General features: G+C 65.2%; 10 protein-coding genes. 4 read left to right on the forward strand and 6 right to left on the reverse strand.

The genetic code is table 11. The annotated features are described in order from the left end of the window. Positions 1–134 precede the first annotated feature (134 nt). From R1H25_RS19930 to R1H25_RS19940, 3 genes are all read right to left on the reverse strand, one after another. Positions 135–602 carry a hotdog fold domain-containing protein gene (locus tag R1H25_RS19930; RefSeq protein ID WP_088479645.1) on the reverse strand — a complete coding sequence of 156 codons (468 nt, stop codon included), beginning with the start codon at positions 600–602 and terminating at the stop codon, positions 135–137. Positions 603–679: 77 nt separating this feature from the next. Continuing rightward, positions 680–3157, reverse strand: coding sequence for an acyl-CoA dehydrogenase (locus R1H25_RS19935; RefSeq protein WP_317224433.1), 2478 nt, complete (start codon positions 3155–3157; stop codon positions 680–682). Further along, positions 3154–4071 carry an alpha/beta fold hydrolase gene (locus tag R1H25_RS19940; RefSeq protein WP_049445385.1) on the reverse strand — a complete coding sequence of 306 codons (918 nt, stop codon included), beginning with the start codon at positions 4069–4071 and terminating at the stop codon, positions 3154–3156. The genes R1H25_RS19935 and R1H25_RS19940 overlap by 4 nt, the downstream gene beginning before the upstream one ends. Positions 4072–4212: 141 nt before the next feature. Between R1H25_RS19940 and R1H25_RS19945 the strand changes: the two genes are divergently transcribed. Beyond that, complete coding sequence (locus R1H25_RS19945; protein WP_006464233.1) at positions 4213–4815, forward strand: TetR/AcrR family transcriptional regulator; 603 nt, start codon at positions 4213–4215, stop codon at positions 4813–4815. Between the two features lie 138 nt (positions 4816–4953). On the opposite strand, the gene R1H25_RS19950 is transcribed toward R1H25_RS19945, so the two are convergent. The 3 genes from R1H25_RS19950 to R1H25_RS19960 all read right to left on the reverse strand — a co-directional run bounded on the left by R1H25_RS19950 (position 4954) and on the right by R1H25_RS19960 (position 9949). Further along, on the reverse strand, positions 4954–7707 hold the full coding sequence (locus R1H25_RS19950) for a TonB-dependent siderophore receptor (RefSeq protein ID WP_049445382.1): 2754 nt from the start codon (positions 7705–7707) through the stop codon (positions 4954–4956). Positions 7708–8090: 383 nt separating this feature from the next. Further along, positions 8091–8906 carry a hypothetical protein gene (locus R1H25_RS19955; RefSeq protein ID WP_170935765.1) on the reverse strand — a complete coding sequence of 272 codons (816 nt, stop codon included), beginning with the start codon at positions 8904–8906 and terminating at the stop codon, positions 8091–8093. Between the two features lie 149 nt (positions 8907–9055). Further along, positions 9056–9949: an Hsp33 family molecular chaperone HslO gene (locus R1H25_RS19960; protein WP_208043057.1), complete on the reverse strand. Its 894-nt coding sequence runs from the start codon at positions 9947–9949 to the stop codon at positions 9056–9058. 77 nt (positions 9950–10026) lie between these two features. On the opposite strand from R1H25_RS19960, the gene mtgA reads away from it, so the two are divergent. The 3 genes from mtgA to R1H25_RS19975 are packed head-to-tail and all read left to right on the forward strand — an operon-like array spanning position 10027 to position 12235. Beyond that, a complete protein-coding gene (gene mtgA, locus R1H25_RS19965) occupies positions 10027–10776 on the forward strand; it encodes a monofunctional biosynthetic peptidoglycan transglycosylase (protein WP_317224434.1) in 750 nt (249 codons plus the stop codon). Positions 10777–10824: 48 nt separating this feature from the next. Then, positions 10825–11844: a glycosyltransferase family 2 protein gene (locus R1H25_RS19970; RefSeq protein ID WP_317224435.1), complete on the forward strand. Its 1020-nt coding sequence runs from the start codon at positions 10825–10827 to the stop codon at positions 11842–11844. Next, the gene (locus tag R1H25_RS19975) at positions 11804–12235 is read left to right on the forward strand and encodes a CBS domain-containing protein (protein WP_049445369.1); all 432 of its coding nucleotides are present in this window, start codon (positions 11804–11806) and stop codon (positions 12233–12235) included. Before R1H25_RS19970 ends, R1H25_RS19975 begins: the two co-directional genes overlap by 41 nt. Positions 12236–12417: the final 182 nt, after the last annotated feature.

Raw genomic sequence — 12417 nt, forward strand, 5'->3', positions numbered from 1 at the left:
CAGCCGCATGAATGCGGCTGCTAAGCCTACACGGACGTACTTGCGGCGTGCCCGCCCGGCCCCACCCCTCCGGCCCAGCCGATAAACCGCGTTTCGCGACGCACCCACGAGGGGCTGCGCCGTTCGCGGGAACACTACTTCGCCGGCGACATCCACATGTCGATCACCGCGCTGAACACCTCCGTCCCCGCGCGGTCGCGCACGCTCACCGTCACCGGCAGCGCATAGCCCTCGGCCGCGACCACGATCGGCTGCGCCGGCAGCGCCACCGCCTGCAGCGTGCCACGCGCCTTGGCCAGGTACTGCACCTGCATCCCCTTCGGAATCCAGCGCATTCCCTTCGGCAGTGATGCATCGACCATCAGCCCGGCGGTCAGTTCGGCCAGGTTGCACATCGCGATCGCGTGCACCGTACCGATGTGGTTGCGCACCTTGCGCCGGTCGGCCAGCGTGCCTTCGCAGCGGCCGTGTTCCAGGCGGGTGATGCGTGGCGCGATGCTGGCGAAGTAGGGCGCCTTGAAACACACCGCGCGTGAGAACAGCCAGGTGCCGGCGGGCCAGCGCTGCAGGCGGTTGTAGAGCGAGAGCAGGGGCGTGGACATGAGGAGGATTCCGGTCGGCGGATAAAGCGACGGCGGGCCGAGGCCCGCCGTCGAGGCAACGCGTGTCGCGGGCGATATCAGGCCGCCTGCGAATGCGGGTCCTTGTGCTGGCGGTCGTAGTAGCTGGCCGCGCGCAGTTCGTGGGTGTCGAAGTCGTCCACGGTGATGGTATCCAGCGTCAGCGTACGCAGCTCTTCCAGCAGGCTGCGCTCGTCCTGGGTGATCACGCCTTCGGCCACGGCTTCGTCCAGCTGGCTGTTGAAGTCCAGCGCTTCGATGCCCTTGCTCTTCAGTGCCTTCAGGAACTTGCGCTCCACCGGCTCGGCCATGATCGCCTTGCTCAGGTAGCTGTTGATGCGGCCACCCGGGTTGTTCTCGCACGGGGTCAGGAACACGCCGCTGGCCAGGCGGTCGCGGGCTTCATTCGGCGCCATCAGCAGGGCGGCGACGCGGCGGCTCAGGCGGTCGCCCGGGGCCTCGGCACGACGGCCCAGCGGGAAGATCAGCGCCCACATCAGCCAGCCGATCGGGCGGATCGGGAAGTTGCGCAGTGCGGCCGACAGCGACTCTTCGATCTTGTGGACGCTGTCATGGAAGGCCCAGGCCAGCAGCGGCTGGTCGGCCTGCGGTGCGCCTTCGTCGTGATAGCGCTTGAGCATGGCGCTGGTCATGTAGACATGGCTCAGCACGTCGCCCAGGCGGCCGGACAGCGACTCCTTGAACTTCAGCTTGCCGCCGAGGGTCATCATCGAGATGTCGGCCATCAGCGCCAGGTTGGCCGAGTAACGGTCCAGCTTGCGGAAGTAGCGGCGGGTATAGGCGTCGCCCGGGGCGGCACCGAAGCGCGCACCGGTCATGCCGAACCAGAACGAACGCACGGCATTGGAGATGCCGTAGCGGATGTGGCCGAACAGGCTGCGGTCGAAGTCCTGCAGGCCGGCACGGGTGTCCGGATCCTGCGCGGCCTTCATTTCCTTCAGCACCCACGGGTGGCAGAGGATCGCACCCTGGCCGAAGATCAGCAGGCTGCGGGTCATGATGTTGGCGCCTTCCACTGTGATCGCGATCGGTGCAGCCTGCCAGCTACGACCGGCGAAGTTGCGCGGGCCGAGGATGATGCCCTTGCCGCCGATCACGTCCATCATGTCCGAGATCACTTCACGGCTCATGTTGGTGCAGTGGTACTTGGCAATGGCGGACGGCACCGACGGCACGTCACCGCGGTCCACCGCAGCAGCGGTGGCCTGCGAAAGTGCGCTGATCTTGTAGGCCTTGCCACCGATGCGGGCCAGCGCTTCCTCCACGCCTTCGAAGCGGCCGACCGACAGGCCGAACTGCTTGCGGATGCGTGCATAGGCACCGGTCACGGCGGCACCGGCCTTGGCACCGCCACTGGCGGTGGACGGCAGGGTGATCGAGCGGCCCACGGCCAGGCACTCGTTGAGCATGTTCCAGCCCTTGCCGGCCATGGCCGCGCCACCGATCAGCTGGGTCAGCGGAATGAACACGTCCTTGCCGCGGATCGGGCCGTTCTGGAACGTCGAGTTCAGCGGGAAGTGGCGACGGCCGATTTCAACACCGGCGGTGTCGCGCGGCAGCAGGCCCAGGGTGATGCCGATGTCGCGGGTATCGCCGATCAGGCCATCCGGGTCGTACATGCGGAAGGCCAGGCCGATCAGCGAAGCGACCGGGGCCAGGGTGATGTAGCGCTTGTCGAAGGTCAGCTTGACGCCGAGCACCTGCTCGCCGTTCCACTCGCCCTTGCAGACGATGCCGTAGTCCGGAATGGAGGTGGCGTCGGAACCGGCGAACGGACCGGTCAGGCCGAAGCAAGGCACTTCGCGGCCATCGGCCAGGCGCGGCAGGTACTGGTCCTTCTGTTCCTGGGTGCCGTAATGCACCAGCAGTTCACCCGGGCCCAGCGAGTTGGGCACGCCGACGGTCGAGCTGACCACCGAGGACACCGAGGCCAGCTTCTGGATCACCTTGTGGTGGGCCAGCGCGGAGAAGCCCAGGCCGCCATATTCCTTCGGGATGATCATGCCGAAGAACTTGTTCTTCTTGATGAAGGCCCACAGTTCCGGCGGCAGGTCCGCATGGACGTGGGTGATTTCCCAGTCGTTGACCATCGTGCACAGCTCTTCGACCGGGCCATCGAGGAAGGCCTGTTCTTCGGCGGTCAGCTGCGGCTTGGGGTAGTTGAGCAGGATGTTCCAGTCCGGATCACCGGTGAACAGTTCGCCCTCGAAGCCAACCGAGCCGGTTTCCAGCGCGATGCGCTCGGTCTGCGACAGCGGCGGCAGCACCTTGCGGAACACCTTCATCATCGGGCCGGTCAGCAGCGGCTTGCGGATGAACGGCAGCAGCAGCGGCACGGCGATGACGGCCAACACAGCGGCCGCAACGATCGTGGCGGTCTGGTTGACGTAGGGGATGAACCAGCAGGCGGCCAGCAGCGCCACGCTGATCAGCGTCCAGGTAACCAGCCGCATGCGGTGGTAGGCGACGAACGCGCCTGCCAGCAGCAGGGCGAGGAAGGGAAGAACGATGCTCATGAGCGTGCTCCGGTGACGTGCTCGTTTGTGGCGGACGAAGCTGCAGCATCCGCTGCGGGCAACACGTCCAGATAGTCCAACACAGTAGCGGTAAAGGCGTCGTTGTCATCGCCGGCGACCATGTGCGTGGCCTGCGGCAGCTGTACATGGCGCGCGTGCGGCGCCAACGCCAGGAATTCGGCAACGGTCTGTGGCGTGACCAGGTCGCTGCGGCCGCCGCTGACCAGCAGCAGCGGGCACTTCACCTGGCGCGCGGCCTCGGCCAGCGCATCCTGGTGCTGCTCGCTGTCGCGGGCCAGTTCGGCCACCAGACGCGGGTCCCAGTGCCAACGCCAGCGGCCGTGGCCGTCCTCGCGCAGCAGTGCGCGCAGCGACTGCTCGGATTTGCGCGGACGGTGCGGCATATAGGCCGAGATCACATCGGCGGCCTGGGTCAGCGAGGCGAAGCCGTCAGGATGGGCGGTCATGAAGGCCAGGATGCGTTCGACACCGGCGGTATCCCAGCGCGGGGTGATGTCGACCAGCACCATTGCCGAGAACAGGCCAGGCCAGCGCGATTCGGCCAGCAGGCCGAACAGGCCGCCCATCGAGGCCGCGACCAGCACCGGCGGGCGCGGTTGCTCGCCGGCCAGCACGATCAGATCATCGGCGAACTGTTCGCCGTGATACGGCAGGTCGGCGGCATTCCAGTCCGAGTCGCCGTGGCCGCGCGCGTCGTAGGCCAGGGTCTGCAGACCCGCCGCGGACAACGCGCGGGCGGTGGCGATCCAGGCATGACGGGTCTGGCCGAAGCCATGTGCGAAAAGCACCCGGCCGCGCCGGCCATGGTCGCTGGCGGTCGCTGCAAGGCGCGCGCCATGGGCAGCCTCCAGGCGCAGATCATGGAACGCAGCGGGAGTAGGGGACGTAACCATACTTGCTAGTATGGATCGCTTGGGCGGGAAGTCAATACTGCATCGTATGGTGCAGTGCGACAGGCCTGCAGGAGAGCCCTTTGACGGTTTCGCCCGCAACGGCGTACTGCAACGAACCCCGGCGTATGGTTAAATCAGCCCATGAATCAACCTGACGCTTCCGCCGGCGAACCGCGCGCCGGCCGCAACAGCCGCCTGAGTGCCGAAGACTGGGCCCAGGCGGCCCTCGACCTGATTGCTGAACAAGGCGTAGGCGCCGTTGCGGTGGAACCGCTGGCGCGGCGACTCGGCGTGACCAAGGGCAGTTTCTATTGGCATTTCCCCTCGCGTGACGCCTTGCTGCAGGCCGCGCTGGAACGCTGGGAACTGTTCGAACAGGAACAGGTGTTCGGCAGTCTGGAAGACGTACCGGACCCGCGTGTGCGGCTGCGCCAGCTGTTCCAGATGGTGGCGCATGAAGTGCAGCCGCACATCATCTACAGCGAGCTGCTGAAGGCGCTGGACCACCCGATGGTGCGCCCGGTGATCGACCGGGTGTCGCAGCGCCGCCTCGACTATCTGATCGCCTCGTTCCGCCAGGCCGGGCTCAGCTCGACCGATGCGCGCCACCGTGCACGCCTCGCCTACGCCGCCTATGTCGGCTTCCTGCAGTTGTCGCTGCAGTTGCAGCAACCCAAGCAGGCGCGCGAGGATTTCGAAGCCTACGTCGAGCATCTCATCGAGACGCTGATTCCGAACGGTTGAGCGTTGTTGCTGCGTTGAGTACAGAAAGGCCGCGGCAATGCCGCGCCCTTTTCCGTTGGTGCTGCCGCCGCCTGGAAGGCACAAAAAAACAACGGCCCCTTGCGGGGCCGTTGCTGCGTCAGCCGATCAGTGGATCGATCAGAACTTCTGCTTGTACTGCATGTACATGTAGCGGCCCGGCAGGTCGTACTGCGGGTCGAACATGTTGGCACGGACCGAGTAGGACACCGGCGGATCCTTGTCGAACGCGTTGTTCAGACCCAGCATGATGGTGCCCTTCCACGGGGTGTTGTAGCGGACCTGGATGTCGTGGTAGGTGGTCGACGCGATGTGGTTCTCGCCCTTCGCACCGTCGGAGCAGAACGGGAAGGTCTCCGGATCCTGGGCCGGATCGAACGGGCACTCTTCACGCATGCCGGACTTGTAGCGCAGGCCCCAGTTCACACCGAAATCACCGTAGCTCCAATCCACATACAGGTTGGAGCGGATGCGCCAGTACGGATCCTGGTCGCGGTAACGGCCCTGACGGCCTTCAACCGGCGAGTCCTGGGTCGACTTGGTGTCCCACTTGGACAGATAGGTGCTGTCCCAGCTGATGGTGAACTGACCGAACGAGGTCTCCGGCAGGCGGTAGGCCAGGCCCAGATCCCAACCTTCCACCTTGTACGATGCCAGGTTCTGCAGCGGCATGTTGACGTTGGTGATGGTGTAGCGCTGGTTGACGGTGCCGTAGTTCGGATCACGCGTGATCAGGCCGCAGTAGGCTGCCTGCTGCTGCGGGGTGCCGCCGTAGCAGTAGCTCATGATGTCCTGGATCGCCGGGCGGGTGATGGCGTCTTCCACCTTGATCTGCCACCAGTCCAGAGTGACGTTCAGGCCGGTGACGAAGCTCGGGCTCCACACCAGGCCCAGCGTCTTGCTGGTCGAGGTTTCGGGCTTCAGGTTCGGGTTGGCCTGCCAGGTGAACGGCACAACCGTCTGCTTGCGGCCTGCACCGGCGCCCGGCTGAACGAAGTTGGCCGGAACGCCCTGTGCGGCACACTGGGCGGCAACCGCACCGGTACGGAGGCCAGCGTTGGACGAGCAGGGATCGATGTAGGTCTCGAAGGAGTCTGTATCGCCGCGATACAGGTTGTTGATGCTCGGCGCGCGGAAGCCCTCGGAGTAGTTACCGCGGATCATCAGGTCGTCGATCGGCTTCCAGCGGAAGCCGAACTTGTTGTTGGTGGTGTTGCCGAAGTTGCTGTAGTCGGAGTAGCGCGATGCCACGCTGAAGTCCAGCAGCTTGGCGCCCGGCAGGTCCGCCAGCACCGGGATCGACAGTTCCACGAAGAACTCGTTCAGATCGTAGCCGCCCTTGGTCGGTGCCGCACCGTTGCCGGTGCTCAGACCCGAGGCAATGAAGGCGTCCGGATCAAACTGACCGGTTTCCTTGCGGTACTCGTAACCGGCAGCGAAGCCCAGCGCACCGGCCGGCAGCTGCACGATCTCACCGGAGATGTTGGCGTAGTAGCCCTTCGACACCAGGCTCGCCGAATCGTGTGCGGTGAACGAGGTGTAGTCCAGAGCTTCCTGCGAGATGGAGCCCAGCCCACCCAGCGGATTGATCGGCACACAGCCGGCAATGACGGCGCCCGCCGAATTCAAGCAGACCGGCTTGCCGTCGCGCAGAGCCGACGGGCCATAGGCCTCGGCCAGACGCTGCCTGTTGAACAGGCCGTAGGTCAGGTCGTTCTGGTCGGTCTTGTCGTAGCGATAGCCAACGTCCCAGTCGAAGTTGCGATCGGCAAATTCGAAGAAGCCTTCGAAGCCACCGTAGAAGTGCCAGTTCTTGACGTTCTGGTTGAACGAACGACCACCGGATTCATTGAAGCGACGATTGACGCCCGTCAGGTCGACGCCATACGGGTTGTACATGCTGCCCGCGCTCAGACGCTGGCCGGTCACCGGCATGGATGCCAACAGCTGCTCGGACTTGCGCTCGTTGTACATCGCCTCGGTACGGAAGGTGATGTTGTCAGTCACGTTGTACGAACCCAGCACGAACAGCGAGGTGCGCTCGTTCGGGGTCAGCAGGTAGTTGTCCGGTGCAGTGTTGTAGCCGTGGACGTTGGCATCGAACGGGGTTTCAACGCCATTGATGATGACGTACTGGTTGCCGTTGCGCACATAGCTGCCCGGGATGCCGGTTGCGCTCTGGCCACTGAAGAACGGCGGGCCACCGGCGGAGATCTTGCGATCGCCGGCCATGACGGACTTTTCGTTGACGTAGGACGCGCCGACGGTGATCGAGGCGCGGTCGGTCACGGTGCCCAGGGTGAAGTCATATGCTTCACGCTGGCCATCGCCGGCGCTGTACTGGCCCTTGTAGGCGTTGACTTCAGCACCGTCGAAGTTCTGCTTGGTGATGATGTTCACAACGCCGGCGATGGCGTCCGAACCATAGATGGTCGAGGCGCCGTCCTTCAGGATGTCGATGCGCTCGATCATCGCAGTCGGAATGGTGTTCAGGTCGACGCTGCCGTCCAGACCAGTGGTCCAGCGGCGGCCATTGACCAGCACCAGGGTGCGCTCGGCACCGAGGTTGCGCAGGCTGACGCCGGCCGAACCGTCACCGCCGTTGTTGAACGTACGGTTCAGGGCGGCACCGTTGGCGGCGACGCGCTGCAGGATGTCGGCGACCGAGGTCACGCCCTGCTTTTCGATGTCGGCGCGGGTCAGGCTGAGCACCGGCTGCGAGGTTTCGATGTCGGTGCTCTTGATGCGCGAACCGGTGACCGAGATGCGGTCAAGGTTGGTCGCTTCCTGGGCCTGGGCGGTGGCAGTGGATGCCACACCGGCAACGAGCGCGACCAGAACGGCGTCGCGCAGCTTGTTGGACTGGAAATTCATTGGCTCTCTCTCTCCAAGAAATCTTGGCTGGGTTAGTGCCCGGCGGGGGAGCGAAAAGCGCTCCCAAATCGCGAGGGCTGAACCGATAGTAGCGGGCGTTCGCCAAGAATTAAAGCTGTGTTAATCAAATCTATGATTTTGGTGAAAATTGAAATTAATTCGCAAAATCAAAGACTTGAGTTGCATTCGAGCCAGTTCCGTCTCGTTTGTTAGAGCATGGTGATGAAAAAAGTGCTCGCTGGCGTGTATCGCAGCATGTCGAACTGAACTGCACGGTATCCGACTCACCGAAAAGCGCGATATGTGTATCGCGATCACGCATACGCAACGGGCGCCTTTCGGCGCCCGTGAGAAGTCACTGCAGGAAGAACCGCGCGGTGGGATCAGAGATCCTGTTCGTAACGCACATACGGCACAGTGCCGTCGTCATTGCTTTCATTGCGCGGCGAGAACGGATTCTTGCCGCGGCTGATCACGTTCTCCGCGCCCACGGTGAGCTGGCCGGACCAAGGGGTACGCCAGGTAAGGCCGATTCCCAGGCCTTCCCACTTGCCAGGCTTGCCCGGTACGTCGACGACGCGACCGATGATGCTGCCGGTGAAGTTGCCGTAGCCGGCACCGATGCTCAGGCTCTTGCTGTCCCAGCGGTCGACCAGGGCCGGCGAAGCGTCGGCCAGCGGAACCAGGCGGGCCTTGGCATAGGTACCGGCGATGGAAACGAAGCCTTCGCGGCCGATGTTCTTCTGCGCGAACACGGTCAGATCATTCTGCTCGGCGCGCAATGACGGCGTCTTGTTGGGGCCTGCCAGCCATGCCGGCAGGGTTTCACGGCCGGTACCGGCAGTGATGCCTAGACGACTGTTGCCGCGGTTCAGCGCGGCGGTGCCGCTGAAGCGGCGGCTGTTGAGGTCATCTTCGTCGCCGAGGCTGGCCAGCATGCAGTGACTGGCCAGGCCGCTCATGCTGGTTCCACTGCTGCTGTTGCAGAGCAGGCCCAGCGAATCGCCCGACGACAGGCCGAAGGCCGCATCCAGCGAATTGCGGCCGAAGTGCCAGCGGGCGCCAGCCGCCTGTTCGCCGGTGGGCTCCAGGTACAGCAGGGCTTCGACCTTGCCGCTGCCCTTGTTCCACACCGGCAACACGGTCCGGGTGTCCTTGCTCTGCGCATGCACGCCCGTGATCGCGCCAAGGGCGATCATCAGAGCCAGCGGTAGACGCAGGAAGGTACGCATCGGACCAGTTCAGACAGGGACGAACAACGGAAGTTCCCGAAGATACGGGAACTTGATCCTAGGGTGTTTATGAATTCTTAACAAGCCTTGATCCCCCCAGATGCAAGACAAGCCGTTTACTGAAGCCGCTCAGGCGCCGGTACAGTCCCCTCGGCACCGTGGAACAGTATGCCGAACTCCGTCAAAGGAAAGTGATACTCCCGCCCGCAGAATTCGCAACGGACCTCGACGGCGCCGGTGTCCGCGGCCGCGGCACGCGCCTCGTCCTCGCCCAGCGACTGCAGCATCGACGCGACCCGTTCACGGGAGCAGGAGCAGGCGAAGGACAGCGGCTTCTCGCCCATCAGCGCCGGCTTCTCCTCGTGGAACAGGCGGTGCAGCAGCTGCTCGGCCGGGGTGGCCAGCAGCTCGGCCTTGCCCAGGGTTTCGAACAATGCGCTGGCGCGCGCCCAACCATCTTCGTCGCCCTCGTCGCCCGGCAGCTTCTGCAGCAGCAGGCCGGCGGCCCCGTTGCGGTCGGCCGCCAACAGCAGGCGGGTCGGCAGCTGCTCGGACTGGCGGAAGTAATCCTCGAAGGCTTCGTCCAGCTCCGGCGCTGTCAGCGCGACCAGGCTCTGGTAGCGCTGCGGCTCGCGCGGGTCCAGGCCAGGGTTTTCGATGGTGATCGCGAGCAGGGCGTCGTCGCCCAGGCTGGACAGGTCGCGCGGCGCGTCGACGCCTTCGCTGAGCTGGGCAATACCGCGCAGGGTGCCTGCGGCGGTGCATTCAGCGAACAGGGTGCGCAGGGCGGTGCTGCTGCGCAGCTGGATCGAGAGGCGGCCATCGATCTTGGTGTGGCCGGTGAACAGCGCCGAGGCCACGCAGGCCTCGCCGAGCAGTTCGGCGGCCGTATCCGGGTACGCGGCGTGGGACAGGATTTCCTGCCAGGTGGCCTGCAGGCGCACATGGACACCACGGACGCCAGCGTCGGGGAGCAGGAAGCGGATCAGGGAATCGGAGTTGGCGGTCATCGGCTCATATCGCGCGTAAACGAGGGCGGTTGCCGGATAATGCGCCGACAACCAGACAGAAGAAGGATGCACCAGTAATGGGGGCAGGGGGAGAGCAGCACAAGGTGGAGGCCGGGGCGGACGTCCCGCGCCGCAGGCGCTGGCGCTGGAAACAGCTGCTGTGGCTGCCGGTGCTGCTGGCGGCCTTCAGTTGCCTGCAGGTGCTGGTGCTGCGGTTCATCGATCCTCCGGTGTCCACGGTCATGCTGTGGCGCTATGGCGAGGCGCTGGGCGAGGCTGACTGGTCGTATCGCCTGCATTACCAGTGGCGCGACCTCGACCAGATGGCCCCGAGCCTGCCGATCTCGCTGGTGGCGGCCGAAGACCAGCGCTTCCCCGAACACAACGGCTTCGACCTGCAGGCCATCGAAAAGGCCCGCGACCACAATGCCAAGGGCGGGCGCCTGCGTGGCGCCAGCACGATCAGCCAGCAGGTGGCCAAGAACCTGTTCCTCTGGCAGGGCCGCAGCTGGATCCGCAAGGGTCTGGAGGTCTGGTACACGGTGCTGATCGAAGCGCTGTGGCCGAAGGAGCGCATCCTTGAGGTGTACGCCAACATCGCCGAGTTCGGTGATGGCGTGTACGGGGCGCAAGCAGCGGCGCAGGCGTTCTGGGGCAAGGACGCGGCGCGCCTGAGCCCGGCCGAGAGCGCGCGGCTGGCGGCAGTGCTGCCGGCACCGCGGCGCTACAACGCGGCAAAACCAGGGCCGTACGTACAGCGGCGCGCGGCGTGGATCCAGCGGCAGGCACGGCAGCTGGGCGGGGCCGCGTACCTGTCGGAAGAATGAGGGCCCACGACGCCTGATCTGCGGGCGGCGGCAACGTACAATCGGGGCATGACCCGCGAACGGCTTACCTTTGTCATCGCCGCCTACAACGAGGCCCTGGCACTGCCGTTGCTGCATCCGCGGTTGTGTGCCGTGCTGGACGGCATGCCCGATATCGAAGGCCACATCCTCTATGTGGATGACGGCAGCCATGACGGCACCTGGGAGGTGATCGCCCGCCTGGCCCAGTCCGATGCACGGGTGTCCGCGCTGAAGCTCTCGCGCAACTTCGGCAAGGAAGCCGCGCTGACCGCCGGCCTGGACCTGGTGCGCGACGGAGCGGCGATGATCCTTGACGCCGACGGCCAGGACCCGCCGGAGCTGGTACCGGAATTCGTCGCGCGCTGGCGCGAGGGCCATGACAACGTCTACGGCACGCGCATGGCCCGCGATGGTGAGGCCTGGATCAAGCGTGCCACGGCGGCGGTGTTCTACCGGGTGATGGGGCGCCTGTCGCGCACGCCGATCCCGGCCGATACCGGTGATTTCCGCCTGCTGTCGCCGCGTGCGTTGAGTGCGCTGCGCGAGATGCGCGAGCGCCACCGTTTCATGAAGGGGCTTTTCAGCTGGGTCGGTTTCAAGCGGATCGCAGTGCCCTATCACCGTCACGCGCGAGTGGCCGGCACCAGCAAGTTCAGTCTGTGGCGGCTGTGGAACTTCGCGCTGGAGGGCATTACCGGCTTTTCCACCGTGCCGCTGCGGGCGGCGACCTACCTGGGACTGGCAACGGCAGCGGTGGCCTTCGTCTTCGGCGTATGGGTGATCGTGAAGGCGGCGCTGTATGGCGACCGGGTGGCGGGCTGGCCGACGATGATGGCGGTGATCCTGTTCCTGGGCGGGGTGCAGTTGATTGCGCTGGGCCTGATCGGTGAGTACCTGGGACGGCTGTACGAAGAGTCCAAGCAGCGGCCGCTGTACCTGGTTGACGCGTGGCTAGCATCCGCCGTGGCAGACTCGGCACTGCAACCCACCCTCGGAGGGCAGGCAGATGACGACGGTACGGCAACTGTTGGACGGCAAGTCTCCTGAAGTACATGCGGTCGCGCCGGAGGCGGCGGTGATCGATGCGATCCGGTTGATGGCGGAGAAGGGCATCGGTGCGGTGCTGGTGATGGACGGGCCGCGGTTGGTCGGCATCCTGTCCGAGCGCGATTACGCACGCAAGATCGTGCTGCGTGATCGTTCGTCACGCGATACGGCGGTGGCGGAGATCATGACGGCGCAGGTGGTGACGGTCTCGCCGGGCGAGCAGGTGGAGCACTGCCTGCAGTTGGTGACCGACTACCGCATCCGCCATCTGCCGGTGGTGGAGGGCGCGCAGGTGCTGGGGGTGATCTCCATCGGCGACCTGGTGAAGTCGGTGATCGATGCGCAGCGGCGCGAGCTGGACCAGCTGCAGCAGTACATCGTGGCGGGGTGAGGTGTTCGCTGGCGGGCCTGCGGCCCGCCGGCCCGCTTTTTGAAGCTCAAAGCCAAAGCCAAAGCAGCGCCTTCCTGATGCGGGGGGAGGCTGAGGGCATGGGCGTGCAGGACACGCCGCAAGTACGTCCCTGTAGGCTCGATGGCGCCTTGCTCGTGTGCGCTGTCCTGCGCACACGGCAA

Source organism: Stenotrophomonas veracruzanensis (assembly GCF_032911525.1).
Taxonomy (GTDB): Bacteria; Pseudomonadota; Gammaproteobacteria; order Xanthomonadales; family Xanthomonadaceae; genus Stenotrophomonas; species Stenotrophomonas africana.